General features: G+C 76.7%; 10 protein-coding genes. 9 read left to right on the top strand and 1 reads right to left on the bottom strand.

Annotation, left to right across the window (positions count from 1 at the left end):
- Positions 1-14 precede the first annotated feature (14 nt).
- The 9 genes from AC5R91_RS01575 (at position 15) to AC5R91_RS01535 (ending at position 14,118) form a co-directional block, all read left to right on the top strand.
- Positions 15-1,523 carry a GlnX family signal transduction membrane protein gene (locus tag AC5R91_RS01575; protein ID WP_495395283.1) on the top strand — a complete coding sequence of 503 codons (1,509 nt, stop codon included), beginning with the start codon at positions 15-17 and terminating at the stop codon, positions 1,521-1,523.
- 270 nt (positions 1,524-1,793) lie between these two features.
- Positions 1,794-2,810: a glutamate ABC transporter substrate-binding protein gene (locus tag AC5R91_RS01570; protein WP_495395282.1), complete on the top strand. Its 1,017-nt coding sequence runs from the start codon at positions 1,794-1,796 to the stop codon at positions 2,808-2,810.
- A 6-nt stretch (positions 2,811-2,816) separates the two neighbouring features.
- Entirely contained in the window at positions 2,817-4,388 is a 1,572-nt protein-coding gene (locus AC5R91_RS01565) for a hypothetical protein (protein ID WP_495395281.1), read from the top strand.
- Between the two features lie 202 nt (positions 4,389-4,590).
- Entirely contained in the window at positions 4,591-6,888 is a 2,298-nt protein-coding gene (locus tag AC5R91_RS01560) for a serine/threonine-protein kinase (protein ID WP_495395280.1), read from the top strand.
- Complete coding sequence (locus tag AC5R91_RS01555; protein ID WP_495395279.1) at positions 6,885-8,150, top strand: protein serine/threonine phosphatase 2C family protein; 1,266 nt, start codon at positions 6,885-6,887, stop codon at positions 8,148-8,150. The genes AC5R91_RS01560 and AC5R91_RS01555 overlap by 4 nt, the downstream gene beginning before the upstream one ends.
- The gene (locus AC5R91_RS01550; protein WP_495395278.1) at positions 8,131-9,477 is read left to right on the top strand and encodes a VWA domain-containing protein; all 1,347 of its coding nucleotides are present in this window, start codon (positions 8,131-8,133) and stop codon (positions 9,475-9,477) included. Before AC5R91_RS01555 ends, AC5R91_RS01550 begins: the two co-directional genes overlap by 20 nt.
- Positions 9,474-10,109: an FHA domain-containing protein gene (locus tag AC5R91_RS01545; RefSeq protein WP_495395277.1), complete on the top strand. Its 636-nt coding sequence runs from the start codon at positions 9,474-9,476 to the stop codon at positions 10,107-10,109. Before AC5R91_RS01550 ends, AC5R91_RS01545 begins: the two co-directional genes overlap by 4 nt.
- Positions 10,110-10,399: 290 nt before the next feature.
- Positions 10,400-12,958, top strand: coding sequence for a tetratricopeptide repeat protein (locus AC5R91_RS01540; protein ID WP_495395276.1), 2,559 nt, complete (start codon positions 10,400-10,402; stop codon positions 12,956-12,958).
- 164 nt (positions 12,959-13,122) lie between these two features.
- Complete coding sequence (locus AC5R91_RS01535; protein ID WP_495395275.1) at positions 13,123-14,118, top strand: helix-turn-helix transcriptional regulator; 996 nt, start codon at positions 13,123-13,125, stop codon at positions 14,116-14,118.
- Here the strand turns inward: AC5R91_RS01535 and AC5R91_RS01530 are convergent.
- Positions 14,054-15,712, bottom strand: a complete 1,659-nt coding sequence (locus tag AC5R91_RS01530) for a phytoene desaturase family protein (protein ID WP_495395274.1) — start codon at positions 15,710-15,712, stop codon at positions 14,054-14,056. The genes AC5R91_RS01535 and AC5R91_RS01530 overlap by 65 nt on opposite strands.
- Positions 15,713-15,796 lie beyond the last annotated feature (84 nt).

Raw genomic sequence — 15,796 nt, 5'->3', positions numbered from 1 at the left:
TAAGATCACCGGATATGACCGCGGTGGGCACGCCGTCGCCTCCCTCCATCCCGCCGGCCACGGCCGCGCTCCCCCCGCCGGCTGCCCGTGGCGCGGCGGGCACGGCCGCCGGGGGCGCGGCCGGCACCTCGGGAACGGCCGACCCCTCGCGAACGGGCAGCTCCTCGGGAGCGGGCAGCTCCTCGCGAACGGGCAGCTCCTCGGGAACAAGCGGCGGGGCGGGCGCCGGCAGCGCCGGCTCGCCCGGGCGCCGCGGGCTGCGGCGCCGCACGGCCACGCCGCCCGGCCGGCTGCGACTGCTGTCGATCATCGTGACCGTCGGCCTGCTCGCCCTGTGGGTCGCGGCCTTCACCACCGTGCGGGCCCGCCAGCAGGCGCTGAACTCGCTGCGGACCGACAGCGGCGCGTCGTTCATCGCGGCGCAGAGCCTGCACGCCGACCTCTCGGCGGCCGACGCCGCGGCGGCGCGGGCCTTCCTCGCCGGCGGCGTCGAGCCCCCCGACCAGCGCGCGGCCTACCAGCGGGCCATCGCCGACGCGAGCGAGCGGATCGTCGATCTCGCCCGGGCCGGGGGGCCGCGGGAACCGCTGACCGTGCTCACCGAGCGGCTGCCCGTCTACACCGGCGAGGTGGAACGGGCCCGGACGAACAACCGGCTCGGTCTCGTCGTCGGCGGCGCCTACCTGCGCGAGGCGTCCAGCCTGATGCAGGGCACGATCCTGCCGGCCGCCGACCGCCTCGCCGCCGCGGCCGCCGACCGCATCGACCGCGACTACCGGCAGGCCAGCCGCGCCTACCACCTGGTGGTGGTCACCGTCGCCGGGCTGGCGACGCTCGCCGTGCTGATCGCCCTGCAGGTTCGACTGTTCCGGCGGACCAACCGCATCCTCAACCCGGCGCTGGTGGCGGCGACGCTGCTCGCCGTGCTCGCCCTCGGGTGGACGCTCGCCGCATTCGGGGTGCAGCGCGCCCGCCTGCTCGACAGCCGCGACGACGGCTACGTGCCGATGACGATGACCGCGCAGGCCCGGGTCCTCGCGCTGCGCGCCTGGGGCGACGAGAGCCTGTCGCTGATCTCCCGCGGCAACGGCGCGGAGCTCGACGCCGACGCCGACGCGGTCGGTGCCCGGCTGGGCTACGACGCCCGGGGCCGGCCGACCGGCACGGGGCTGCTCCCGGCGGCCGCGGCGCTGCCCGGACCGGATCGGCCCGCCCGCGTCGCGCTCGCGCCCGCCTGGCAGGCCTACCAGGCCAGCGCGGTGCGGGTCCGCGCGCTCGTCGCCGAGGTCGGCGGGTTCCAGCAGGCGGTGGCCCTGGCCCAGGGCGGCGGCACCGACGCCTTCCGACGATTCGACATCGCGTCGACGGTGGTGTTCGACGCCGGCCGCGGCCGGTTCGAGCAGCGGCTCGCCGCCGCGGACGACGGCCTGGACCCGCTGCCGCTGGCCGTCACCGCGAGCGTCCTGTTCGCCGCCGCCCTCGCGCTCGCCGGGATCCAGGTGCGTATCAACGACTACAGGTAGCGCCGTCATACCGCCCCCACCCGGCCCATCCCGTGGTGGCTGCCGGGATCGGGCTCACCCCCGACGGTGCCGGTTCCCATGACGCCGAAGGCGGGTGACACGGGCGGGTGACACGGGCGGGTGACACGGCGCACCCGTGGCCGGGCCGAACGGAACGGCCCTGCATCCCGAGTCGGGACGACTAACATTTCGACCTCGCGAACCGCCCGGGGTGACGACAACGCGACATTGCCGCACGGAAGGTACCGATCGGCCTTACGATCTGTCATCGTGCGACGTCGGAACGATCAGCGGGCACCTCACCGGACCCGTGCGCCGCTGCCCGCGGCGGCCGCGCTGGCCGCTGCCCTCGTCCTGGCCGTCGCCTACGCCACGGTGCTCGCCGGCTGCGGCACCGTGACCAGCCCGCCGCCGCAGCCCGCCCGCCCGTTGCCCGGCGCGTCGCCGGCCGCGGCGAGCCCCAGCCCCCAGGCGACGGCCGGCCCCTGCCGGGCGACGACGGCGAGCTGGCGCCCGCCCGCGATCCCGCCGGTGCCGGGGCAGGCGGCGGGGCCAACGCTCGCCACCATCCTGCGCCGGGGCTACCTGAGCGTCGGCGTCCGGCCGGACACCCCGCCGTTCGGCTCGATCAACCCGGACAGCGGCCAGTTCGAAGGGTTCGACGTCGACCTGGCGACCCTCGTCGGCCGGGCGCTGTTCGGTGTGGACGGGCGGGTGAAGTTCCGGGCGGTGACCGCGGCCCAGCGGATCGACCTGGTGCGGCGCGGGCAGCTCGATCTGGTCGCGGCGACCGTCAACATCACCTGCGACCGGGCCGAGCAGGTCGACTTCTCCGAACCGTACTTCCTGACCACGTCCGGGGTTCTCGTCCGGCGTGGCTCGCCGTACCGCGGGCTCGGCGACCTGGGCGGACGCCGGGTGTGCGCCGCGGCCGGGACGACGTCGCTGCGGCAGATCGAGACCGCGCCGTCCCATCCGATCCCGCACGTGGTGACCAACGTGACCGAATGCCTCGTCGCCCTGCAGGACGGCAGCGACTCCGGCATCGTCAGCGACGAGACGGTGCTGCTCGGGATGGCCGCGCAGGATCCCAAGACGGCCATCGTCGGGCGCGCGGCGCGGACCACCGAGATGGGTGTGGTCGTCAGCCGCACCGCGCCCGACCTCACCCGCTTCGTCAACGCGGTCCTGCAGGCCGCCAAGCGCGACGGCGACTGGGCGACGATCTACCAGCGCTGGCTGCACGCCCCGGCCCCGGCGCCGCCCGCGCCGACCTACCGGGACTGACCGGCGGTGCCCACCCGCTGGGAGGTCGACGCGGTCCTGGCGAGGCTGCGCTCGGGCAGCGCGCAGCTCGCCGCCGAACTGCTCGACCTCGACGCTCTCGTCGACCGCCAGCTCGGCGATCCACCCCGGTTGCGCGGGCGCACGGCCGCGATCGCCGCCGACGCCCACCGCCGGCTGGTGGGGTTCTGGGAGGCCCACGGCGCGATCAACGACCTGCTCACGGCGGCCGCCGCCGAACGCGGGGAGGGCCCGCGGCTCGGTGGGCGCCGCGCCGGCCGGCTCGCGGCGCTGCTGGCCGCCGAGACGGGCGAGCCGGCACCAGGCGACGTGCCCGCCCAGCGCCGTCTCGACGACGCCCTGGCCGGCGTGCGTGAGGTACAGGCGGCCGTCGAGGAGGCCGTCGCCGCCCGCGCCCGCCACCGCGACGCGCTGGCGCCGCTGGCCCGGCAGCTCGGCGACCTGCTGGCGACGGCGAAGCGCATCGGGGTGGCACCGGCCGGCGACGGCAGCGGCGGCAGAAGCGGCGGCAGGCATGGTGACGGCGGGGATGGGCACGGCGGGGATGGGCACGGCGGCGACGGCAGGAACGGCGGCGACGGCAGCGGCGGCAGCGATTGGGACGGCGAGGACGGGCAGGGCCACGGGCGGGGCAGGGACGGGGACGGGGACAGCGAGGACGGGAACGGAGACAACGGGGACGGCGGCGGTGACGTGCCGGAGCTTGCGACGGCCCGCGCGGCGCTGGCGCTCGCTCAGGCGGCGGTGGCCGCCGACCCGATCGACCTGCCGGCGGGGCTGCTCGACGGGGCCGGGGCGGCGCTCGCCTCGGCGGCAGCCGCGCTCGCCGCGCTCGCCCGGGCGCACGACCATCTCGCCGAGGACCTGGCGGCGGCCGGCGGACTGCTGACGCGGGTGGTCGAGACCGCGCAGGTCGGGGAGCGCCATGCCCGGGAGGCCGTCGAGCGGATCACCGGCGACGCCGACGGGTTGCTGCGGCTCGCCGACGGCTGGTTCGACGCCCCCCGGCGGGGCTTGCGGCCCTGGCTTGACCGGCTGATCGCCGCCGGGGAGGCCGGCGACTGGCGGCTGGTCGCCTACGGCCTGCCGGCATGGCGGCGCACGGCGCAGGAGACCCTGGCGACGGCGGCCAGGATCGTCCAGACGAACGCGACGCCGGCGCGCCGCCGCGACGAGCTGCGCGGACTGCTGCGGGCACTGCGGGCCAAGGCCGGACGCACCGGGCGGTCCGAGTCTGCCGAGCTGGAGGCACGGTACGCCCCCGCGCTCGCCGCGCTGGGAACGGCGCCGATCGACCTGGACCGGGCCGAGAGGCTCGTCCGTGCCTACGCGGACGCCCTGCTGGCGGCTGCCGAGGCCGGCGGCGGGCCGGAGCGGGACAGCCCGCGATCCGACAGCCCGCGACAGGACCGCCCCGGCCGGGACGGCGATCGGAGCCGCGACGCAGACGGCCGGCCGCCCGCGTCCACGACGAGGAGTGAGCTTGACCTCCTCCACCGCGTAACCGCGGAGGAGGATGTCAACTCCTACTCGTCCCCCGGAGGGGGTGCGCGGTGTTGAGGTTCGCGGTTCACAGGCCGCCTACTGGCGTCGCCTCCCCGCGCAGTCACCCAGGTGGTTGCCCGCTGATGTCCCAGGACGCTCGGACAGAGCTGATAGCGGGACATTCCCCATTCTACGACAAGGGATATCGACTGATGAACAAGATGAGGCGACGTTTCCTGCCCGCCGTGAATGGCGGGGTCTCCACGCCGCAATCCCGATGACCGAGGCGATCCGGTGTCCCGAGCCGGACTGCGAGGGCGTCATCGAGGACGGTTACTGCACGATCACCGGCCTCGCCTACCGGCCGCCCGGCCCCGCCGCCGCAGACCGTCCCGCCGCCTCGGCGACGTCGGCCGGCGGCGTGACCGGCGCACCCCCTACGTCCGGCGCACCCCCGGCGTCCGGCGTCACCCCGGCGTCCGGCGTCACCGACGCGTCCGGCGGGACCGGCGGCTCGCCGTCGACGGGGGCCTCCGCCTCGCGGCGGTCCCGGCGCGGGTCGGCGAGCCACAGCGCGCCCGACCGGCTGGGCGCCGGGCTGGTGCGCATGCCCGATGTCGACCTGCCCGATCCGACGTCGCTGCTGCTCACCGACCCGCAGATCCCGCAGCGGCGGCGGCTGTGCGCCCGCTGCGGCGAGCCCGTCGGCCGCCCGCGCGGGGGCCAGCCGGCACTGGCGGAGGGGTTCTGCGCGGGTTGCGGGCAGCCCTACTCGTTCCGGCCGGCGCTGCGGCCCGGCGACCGCGTCGGCCAGTACGAGATCGCCGGCGCCCTCGCCCATGGCGGGCAGGGCTGGGTCTATCTGGCTCGCGACCACGGTGTCGGCGGGGACTTCTGGGTGGTGTTCAAGGGGCTGCTCGACTCCGGCGACCGGCACGCCCAGCTCGCGGCGATGGCGGAACGCAGGTTCCTGGCCGCGGTCGACCATCCGACGATCGTGAAGATCTACACGTTCGTCGAGCATGCCGGGACCGGCTACATCGTGATGGAGTACGTCGGCGGCACGTCGATGCGCGAGGTGCTGCGCCGGCGGCGGACCGCCGCGGGCCGGCCCGACCCGCTGCCGGTGGCCGAGGCCGTCGCCTACCTGCTCGCGGTGCTGCCCGCGTTCGCCTACCTGCACCGCAACGGTCTGGTGTTCTGCGACTTCAAGCCGGACAACATGATGGTCGGCCGGGACGCGGTGCGGCTGATCGACCTCGGCGCGGTGCGGCGGATCGACGACCACGACGGTGCCGTCTACGGCACGCTCGGCTACCAGGCGCCGGAGGTGCCCACCGAGGGCCCGTCGGTGGCCTCGGACCTGTACACGGTGGGCCGGACGCTGGCCACCCTCGTCCTCGACTTCCGCGGCAACACCTCGACCTACCGGCACACCCTGCCGCCGGCGTCCGGCCATCCGGTGCTCGCCCGGCACGAGTCGCTGTACCGCCTGCTGGTCAAGGCCACGGCGCTCGACCCGGACCATCGCTTCGCCAGCGCCGAGGAGATGCACGGCGAACTGCTCGGCGTCCTGCGGGAGATCGTCGCCGCGGAGCGGGGCGCCCCGATGCCGGCCCGCAGCGCACGGTTCACCGGTGACGCCCACCCGACCGGTGAGCCGGCCGACCCGGCGCCCTGGGCGGTGCTGCCGGCTCTGCTGCCGGCGTTGCTGCCCGATCCGGACGATCCCGCGGCGGCCGCGCTCGCCGCGCTGCCCGACGTCTCCCCCGGCCAGCTTGCCGAGCTGCTCGGCGCGATGGCTGCGGGCAGCGCCGCCGCCCGGCTGCGCCTGGCCGACCTGCGGACCCGGCTCGGCGAGCACGACGCGGCGCGGGAGCTGCTCGACGCCGTCGCGGCCGAGGACCCCTTCGCCTGGCGGGTGCACTGGCAGCGTGGCCTGCTCCTGCTCGCCGAGGGCGACGCGGCGGGGGCGGTCGCGGCGTTCGAGCGGGTGTACGGAGAGGTGCCCGGCGAGCTCGCGCCGAAGCTGGCGCTGGCCCGCGCGGCCGAGGTCGGCGGCGACCTGCCCCGGGCACAGGAGCTCTACGACCTGGTCTCGCGCACCGACGACACGTTCACCAGCGCCGCGTTCGGGCTGGCCCGGGTCCGCCTCGCCGCCGGTGACCGCGACGGCGCCGCGCAGGCCTACCAACGGGTGCCGGCGGCGTCGGCCGCCCACGTCGAAGCGCGGGTGCGCCTGGCCCGGGTGCTCGGCACCGTCACCGCCGCGGGCGCCCCGGACCGGTCCGGCCTGCTGGCGGCGTCGACGATCCTCGACGATCTGGACCTCGCCCCGGCCGTCCGGGCGACCCTCACCCGAGACCTGCTGGCCGGCGCGCTCGACCTGGTCACCTCCGGCGCGGTGGCGGCGGACCCCCAGGTGAGCGTCGCCGGGTCGGCGCTGCGGCCCGCCACGCTGCGGCTCGGCCTGGAACGTGCCTACCGGATGCTGGCCCGCCTGGCGCCGACACCCGACGAACGGTACGCCCTGGTCGATCTCGCCAACGGCGTCCGTCCCCGGACGCTGCTATGACCAAAGAGCAGAGCCCGCAGCCGGACGCCCCGCCCACCGGCGAAGCCCCGGGAGCCGGAGAATCCCAGAGCAGCGCGGGATCGCCGGGAGCCGGGCGGTGCCCGGCGTGCGCGGCGGTCGTCTTCCCGCACGACCGGTTCTGCGAGCGCTGCGGTGCCGGGCTGCGCCCGGGAGACCCGCCCGGTGACCACGCCGATCTCGATCTCGTCAGCGCGGCGGGGGTCTCCGACCGCGGCCTGGTGCACCGCACCAACGAGGATGGTTTCGCGCTGCGTGTCCTCGCCGGGCCCGTCGACGACCGGCCGGCCGCGACGCTCGCCGTCGTCTGCGACGGGGTGTCGACGGCCCCGGGGTCGGGGCCGGCGGCGGTGCGGGCGGCGCGCGACGCCGTCGACCTGCTCGCGCAGCTTGCCGGCATGCTGACCGCGCCGCCGGTCAAGCCGCCCCACCCCGGCGGCACCAGCGAGACGAACGTCCCCGTCGACGACGGCGACAGCGGCGACGCGCCCGACGGTGGCGGCACCAGCGGCAGCACCGGCGGCACCGGCGGCGGCAGCAGCAGCAGCGACGACACCGGCGGCACCAGCAGCAGCGGCGGCAGCGACATCACCGGCGACAGCGGCAGCACCGGCGACAGCGGCGACACCCGCCCGCTCGGTCCCCGTCCCGGCCCGGCGCCCCCCGGCGGGGACACCGCCCGCTGGCAGGCGAGCGCCCTGCGGGCCGCCGCCGCGACCGCGCAGCGCAGCGCCGTCGCATCGATCAGCGGTCCGGACGACGCGCCGGCGTGCACCTTCGTCGCCGCCATCGTGACGCCGGGCCGGCTGGCGGTCGGCTGGCTCGGCGACAGCCGGGCCTACCTGATCGACCGGTCCGGCGCGCGGCTGCTCACCGCGGACGACACGCTGGCCGCCGAGGCGGTACGGGCCGGCCTGCTGCCGCCGGAGCGGGCCGAGACCGGGCCCGGCGCCCACACGATCACCCACTGGATCGGCACGGGCAGCGCGTCGGCGATCCCCCGCGTCGCCGCGACGGCGCTGAACGGGCCGGGACGGGTCGTGCTGTGCAGCGACGGGCTGTGGAACTACCTCTCGGCCGCGGGCGCCCTCGCCGACCGGATCGCCGAGCTGCCCGCCGAGGCTCCGGCGCTCGCGGTCGCCCGCCATCTGACGACCGTCGCCCTCGCCCGCGGCGGAGGCGACAACATCACCGTGATCGTCATCGATATCCCGGGGAGCAGCGATGATCACCTTCACCTGTGAGGTCAGCCAGAACGAGTTCCTCGCGCAGGGCGCCGGCGAGGTGCACGCGGTCATCACCGTGGCCGCCCGCGACGAGGCCACCGTCGCGCCCGCCACCGGCACCGGCACCGACACCGGCACCGGCACCGGCCGGCCGGCGGCCGCGGCGGGCCCCGGCGGGCCCCGCGACGAGTCCCCCGGCGCCGCCGAGGTGATCATCCTGGACTGCTCCGGGTCGATGGAGTACCCGCAGTCGAAGATCATCGAGGCGCGGCGGGCGGCGCGGGCGGCGATCGACGCGCTGCCCGACGGCGTCGCGTTCGCCGTGGTCGAGGGCACCGAGCAGGCGCGGGTGGTCTATCCGGACGGGCGGGAGCTGGTGACGGCGAGCGCCGAGACGCGGGCGGCCGCGGGCCGGGCCGTCGCCCGGCTGCGTCCGCACGGCGGCACCTCGATGGGCCGCTGGCTGCGGCTGACCGCGCAGCTCATGGCGTCGCGCCCGGATGCCATCCACCACACCATCCTGCTCACCGACGGGCAGAACGGCGAGAGCGCGCGGGCGCTGGAGGCGGCGCTGGCCGCGTGCGAGGGCGCCTTCCAGTGCGACTGCCGCGGGGTGGGCGCCGACTGGCGGGTCGACGAGCTGCGCCAGATCTCCACCCGGCTGCTCGGCACCGTGTCACTGCTGCGCGAGCCCGCCGAGATGGCCGACGACTTCCGCGCCCTCGTCGCCAAGGCGCTCGCCCGCGGCGTGGCCGACGTCGCGCTGCGGGTGTGGACGCCGAAGGGCTCCACCACCCGCTTCCTGCGCCAGGTCTCCCCCGAGGTCGACGACCTGATGCCGCGCGCGGTCGAGGTGAACCCGTTCACCCGGGACCATCCGACCGGCGCGTGGGCGGCGGGTACCCGCGAGTACCACCTGTGCGTCGACGTGCCGCCGGCCGACGTCGGCGACGAGCGGCTCGCCGCGCGGGTGAGCCTGGTCGTCGGCGGCGAGGTCGTCACGCAGGCCCGTGTCCGCGCGGTGTGGACCGAGGACGCCGAGCTGTCGACCCGCATCGACGGCGTCGTCGCCCACTACACCGGGCAGGCGGAGCTCGCCCGCGCCGTGCAGGACGGGCTTGCCGCGCGCCGCGCCGGGGACGAGGTCAGCGCCGTGACGCTGCTGGGCCGGGCGGCCCGGATCGCCGCCGGGGCCGACGACGGCGCGATGCTGGACCGACTCGGCAAGGTCGTCGAGATCGACGACCCGGCCACCGGCTCGGTGCGGCTGCGCCGCGACGTGGAGAAGCTCGACGAGATGGACCTCGACGCCGGTTCGACGCTGACGGTTCCCGCGAAGCGGTGAGGCGGGAGACCTGCCCGCTCTGCGAGTGTCCGCGCCGCGGAGTGGGGACGCACTGCCCGGCCTGCGACCACAACTTCGCCACGGGCACCGGCCCGCTGCCGGCGAGGGCCGTCCCCCTGCGGGTCGCGGCGCCGCCGGCCGTGGCGCCCGGCAGCGGAGCCGATGGCCGCGCTGGCGGCCGGACCGGCGCCGGGGCCGACGGCAGAGCCGGCGGAGGGGCCGGCGGCCGGGCCGGGAGCTGGAGCGCGCGGATCTCCGTCGACCGTGCGTTCTTCGAGCGCGGTGACGACGCGGGAGCGCCCGCCCTCCCCGAACGGTCCCGTCCGGTGACCGTCGAGCTGACCGCCGCGCGGACCGTCGTCGGTCGGCGCAGCCGCAGCCAGCGCCCCCCGCCGGGCATCGACCTGTCCGGCGACCCGGGGGATCCCGGCGTCTCCCGGGTCCACGCCGCGCTGGAACTCATGGCGGACGGCTCCCTGCGTGTCACCGATCTGGGCTCGTCGAACGGCACCTGGGTCGGCCCGGACCCGGGGCACCTGGTCCGTCTGACGCCGGGCGGCGCCGTGGCGCTCGACGACGGCGACCGGTTCTACCTCGGCTCCTGGACCCGGATCACGGTCCACCTCCGGTAATGCCCCCGACCGCTGCGACGGCTCCCGTGGCGGGCGACACGTCCCCTCCCGCCCGAACCTGACCGAAGGGGTAGGTATTTGTTACGGTTTCACCCATCGCCATTCGCCTCCGCCAAGCAAGGTCGCCTACGCTGCATTTCCTGTCAGCCGGCTGCTGGAAAACTTCCGGCCGGGCATCGCGCGCGAAGGGGGTTCGTTTTTACGCCGTTGTGCCGGACAACCCTCGGTCGCCTTAGGTCACAGCGGCAGGGCGTGAATCGGCGTGGCCTTTTCTGGCAGGCTCTGTCGTCGTGCGATCTACCCGACCGTCCGCGGTCGACGCCGCCGGTACCGCCCAGCCGGGCACCGGCTTATTCCTTTCGTACGCCGGTCCGGATGAGAACTGGGTCACCTGGATCACTGACATTCTCGAGTCTGCCGGCCGCACGGTGCGGGTGCAGCCTTCCGAATCGCCCGGAGGGGAGTACGCCGTTTCCGATATCGGTGCCGAGGTGGCGCAGGTGGAACGTGTCCTGGCCGTTTGTTCCCCGGCCCTGTTCGAGGCCCCCTGGTGCACGTTGGAATGGGCCGCGGTGCTGGCGACGCGGCCGCTGCTGCTGGTCCGGGTGGCCGACGGCCCGGTCCCCGGGGTGCTGGCGACCGTCGACCGCATCGACCTGTTCGGCGTCGCCGAGACGGCCGCCGCCCGGCGCCTCCTGGACGCCGTCGCCGCGCCCGGCACCCCCCGCCCCGCGGCGCCCGGTCCCGACACGCCGGGCGCCCCCTTTCCGCCGCTGCTGCCCGCGGGGTGGAACGTGCCGCGCCGGGACCGGTCGGGCGTCGAGCGCGGGACGCTGCTGCGAGAGGTCCGCCGGGCGCTGACGGGCGGCCCGGTGCCGGCTGTCGTGCTTCGCGGCCCCGCCGGCAGCGGACGCACCCAGCTCGCGGTCGACTACGCCTACCGGCACGCGTCGGGGTACGGCCTGGTCCGGTGGCTGGACGCGGGGCAGCTTCCGCTGCTCGGCCAGCAGCTCGCCGCGCTCGCCGGGCCGTTGGGGCTGCCGGCCGGCGCCGGTGTCGACGCGACGATCGGTGCCGTCCTGGCCGAGCTGAACCGGCGAGACCGCTGGCTGCTGGTGTTCGACGACGCCCGCGACGCGTCGGGGTTGTGGCAGTGGTTGGACCAGTCGCTGCCGGCGCGGTCGGGCCACCTGCTGCTGATCGACGCCGACGGGACGGCGCGGCGCGGCGATCCGGTGCCGGCGGTGGAGGTCGGTCCCCTGCCCCGCGAGCGGTCCGTCGCCCTGCTGACCGTCCGGCGACCCGACCTGGACCCCGATGTCGCCGACGCCATCGCCGCCCGGCTCGCCGACCAGCCGCTGGCGGTGGGTCTGGCCGCCCGGCTGCTCGCCGAGGATGATCGCGACCCGCGGGACCTCCGCACCGGCCGGGACGGCCACGCCCCGGTCGAGCTGTGCTGGACGCTGTTCCAGGAGCGGTACGCCCAGTCGGCACCGGCGACCGTGCGGCTGCTGGAGCTGTGCGCCCTGCTCGCGCCGGCACCGGTGCCCCTGTCCCTGTTACGCGCGGGGAGCCCGCCGAACCGCCGGGGGCGGATCGGGCCCACCCACCGCCAGCGCCGCGACGACGGCGAGCGTGACCTGCACCGGATCATCGCGGTCGCCGTCGACCACGGCCTGGCCCGGCGCGCCGGGGACAGCATCGTCCTGCCCGGTCTGGTGCGCGACGCGGTGGCCGCCGGGCTGACCTCGCGCCAGCGCCGCGAGCTTGGCGACCTCGCCGGACGGCTGCTCGCGGCGGCGTATGCCGCGAGCCCGGCCGACCGGCCGACCTGGTCGGCGCAGGCGCCCGTCGTCCCGCACCTGCTGGCGGCGCTGGACACCATCGACGATCCCGACGACCCGCACCAGCTCCACGCGTGGGCGGACGTCCACTGCTCCCACCTGTACGCCCGGGGTGCCTACGCCGCGGCCGAGCACCTCGCCCGCGACCTGTATCGCCGCAACCTCGGACGGTTCGGCCCGGACCATCGCGACACGCTGGCCACCGCGAACAACCTCGCCGTCACCCTGCTCGCGGTCGGGCAGCGGGGGGCCGCACGGGAGCTGGAGCGGGACACCCTGGCCCGGCGGCTCCACTTCCTCGGCGAGAACCACCCGGACACCCTCGCGACCGCCGCCAACCTGGCGATGGTGCTGTGGGAGCTGGGCGAGCACGAGGCCGCCCGCGACCTGCACGCCGACACCGTCGCCCGGTCCCGCGCCGTCCTCGGCGAGGACCACGCCGACACACTCGCCCGCGCCCACCAGCTCGCCGGGCATCTCGGCGCCGTCGGCGACCTGCGGAACGCGCGGGCCCTCATCGAGGACGTGCTCGCCCGGCGGCGCCGCCTGCTCGGCGAGGACCATCCCGAGACCCTCGACACGACCACCGACCTGGCCGCCGTCCTGCGGGGGCTCGGCCAGTTCCGGGCGGCTCGCGCGCTCGACGAGGACCTGCTCGCCCGGCTGCGCCGGCTGCTCGGCGACGACCATCCCGACGTCCTCGCCTTCGCCAGCCGGCTCGCGAGCAACCTGGACGACCTGGGCGAGTTCCAGTCCGCCCGGCGGCTCACCGAGGAGGTGCTGGCCCGGCGCCGTCGCCTGCTCGGCGACGACCATCCCGACACGCTGGCCTCGACGCACAGCCTGGCCGCCAGCCTGTCGGCGACCGGTGACTACCGCGGCGCGCAGGAGCTGTTCGACGAGGCGTTGGGCCGCTGGCGCCGCCAGCTCGCCGCCGCCCGCGCCCGGACCGACCGCGCGGTCCGCCGTCCCCGCCCGCACCCGGATGGCGGCATGGCATCCTGACGCGGGCGCAGACCGCGCCGCACGAAGCCGCCCGGGACGACGCCGTGTGGGACGTGGCCGCCCGGGACGTAGCCGCGTGGGACGAGGCCGCATGGGACGAGGCCGCATGGGACATGGCTGGGGCGGGACGAGACAGGACGGGACGGCGCGGGAGCGGAGCGGCGATGGCGGACACGAGTGCCCGGATGCTGCGGCTGCTGTCCCTGCTGCAGACACACCGGTACTGGCCGGGCGGCGAGCTCGCCGAGCGGCTCGCGGTCAGCCCCCGCACGCTGCGCCGCGACGTCGACCGGCTGCGTGAGCTCGGCTACCCGGTCCAGGCCATCCGCGGGGTGGCCGGCGGCTACCAGTTGCGGGCCGGCGCGGCCATGCCGCCGCTGCTGCTCGACGACGCCGAGGCCGTCGCCGTCGCCGTCGGGCTGCGCACCGCGGCCGCGGGGGCGGTGACGGGTGTCGGCGAAACGTCGGTGCGGGCGCTGGCGAAGATCGTCCAGCTTCTGCCGCCACGGCTGCGCCGGCAGGTCGACGCGGTCGCCGCCTTCACCACGCCGGCGCCGTGGGGCGGCCCGACGCTCGACGCCGGGCTGCTCACGGCGATCGCGCTGGCCTGCCGAGCCGAGGAGGAGCTGCGCTTCGACTACACCGACCGGGGCGGGGAGCGCAGCCGGCGCCGCGTCGAGCCGCACCGCCTCGTCGCGCTCGGCGGGCGCTGGTACCTGGTCGCCTTCGACGTCGAACGGGACGACTGGCGCACCTTCCGGGTGGATCGGCTCGCCGGGCCCACCGCCACCGGCCGGCGGTTTCGACCGCGCCAGCCGCCCGGCGGGGACGCGGCCGAGTATGTCCAGCGCGCCGTCGCCGGCGCGGGGGTCCGCCAGCAGGTGCTGGTCGATGTCGCCGCGCCGGCCGCCGAGGTCGCGCGGGTGGTCGGCGGGTGGGGCCGCGTGGAGGAGGTCGACGGCGGGTCGTGCCGACTGCGGATGGAGGTGGACTCGCTGGCCTGGCCCGCGATGGTGCTCGGCGCCGTCGGCGCGCCGTTCACGATCCTCGAGCCGGCCGAGCTCGCCGATCGCGTCCGGGCGATGGGCGAGCTGTTCATCCGGTCGGCGCCGCCGGGCGGGACGGGGCGTGGCGGGACGGGGCGTAGAGGCGTCGGTTGAGCGCGGCGACGGTGGCGCGCTGCACCGGGCCGAACGGGCCGGCCGCCCGTAGCGCGGCGCGGGCGGCGAGCGCCCCCGGGCCGCCGTGCACGCCGCCGCCCGGATGGGCCGACATCGATCCCAGGTACAACCCGGCGACGGGCGTCTCGGGTCGGCCGAGTCCCGGCACCGGGCGGAAGACGAGCTGCTGGTGCAGCGCCGCGGTCCCGCCGTGCACGGCCCCGCCGCGCAGCACCGCGTCCGAGCCCTGCAGGTCGGCCGGCGACTGCACGTGGCGCGCCAGCATCCGCGCGGCGAACCCGGGTGCCGCCGCCTCAACGCTGCGCTCGGCCCGCTCGACGACGCGTGCCACCGCCTCGTCGTTCCACGGCCCGGCGATGCCAGCTCCCCCGGCGTCGCCCCGCGGGAGCTGGGGGACGTGCAGGTAGGCCCAGGCGCTCTCGGTGCCCGGCGGAGAACGGGTGGGATCGGTCGTGGTCATCTGCCCGAGCACGCAGAACGGTTCGGCGGGCACCAGCCCGCGGGCGAGCTGCGCCGCGGTGCGGCTGAGATCGTCCAGGGTGCCGCCGAGATGGACGGTGCCGGCCTGGGCGCACCGCGGGTCCGCCCAGGGGATCGGTCCGGACAGCGCCCAGTTGATCTTTATGGTGGCCTGGTCCCACTGGAAGCGGGTCAGGTCGTCGAGCAGCCTGGCGGGCAGATGCCCGGCGCCGACCAGGTTCCGGTACAGCGACACCGCGTCGACGTCGGCGATGACGGCACGCCGTGCCGGCAGCGAGCTGCCGTCGGCCAGCCGGACGCCGCGGGCCCGCCCGCCGCGCACCTCGACGGCGTGCACCGCCGCCCCGGTGCGTAGCCGGCCACCGCGCTCGCGCAGGCGGGCGACCAGCGCCTCGGGGATCCGCCCGGCTCCGCCGCGCGGCGCGGGGAAGCCGACGTCCTGCCCGAGCATGGTCAGCAGCCAGCCGAGCAGCGCCGAGCCGACCGACTCCGGGCCGAGATCGGCGTGCATGGCGTTGCCGGCGAACAGCAGCGCGGCGCCCTCGCCGGTGAACTCCTCCTCGGCGAAGCGGCGCACGCCCAGCGCGGCGAACCGGGCGAAGCGCAGCCCGTCGGCGGCGCCGAGGCTGCGGGCGAGGCGCAGTCCGGCCCGCAGCGGCGGGAACGGCGCGCCGAACAGGGCGTCGAGCAGGGGTTCGCGCAGCGGCGCCCACCGGTCGACCAGCGCCCGCCAGGCCGCACCGTCGCCCGCGGCGAAGTCGTCGAGGGACCGCGCGGTGCGAGCCGGGTCCATCGACAGCAGCGCGCAGCGGCCGTCGGGGGTGGGATGGGCCAGCACCTGCGGTGCCCTGCACCATTCCAGCCCCTGCGCGGGCAGGTCCAGGCGGCGCAGGGCGGGGCTCGCCGCGGCGAACGGATGGAAGGCGCTGAACAGGTCGCTGAGGAAACCCGGGGCGGTGACCTGCGCGGACCGGCAGGCGCCGCCGGGGCTGTCGGCCGCCTCACAGACGACGACGTCCCACCCCGCGTCGGCGAGCACGTTCGCGGCCACCAGGCCGTTCACGCCCGCGCCGACGACCACCGCGTCCGTCACGTCACGTCCCCTGGATCCGTCACGTCACCGCGCCCGTCATGCCGCCGAGTCTGTCATGTCGCCGAGTCCGTCACGGTCGGCTGC

It is taken from the genome of Frankia sp. BMG5.60 (assembly GCF_059428125.1).
The sequence above is the reverse complement of the archived record's forward strand: the minus strand, read 5'-3'. Positions and strand labels throughout refer to the sequence as shown.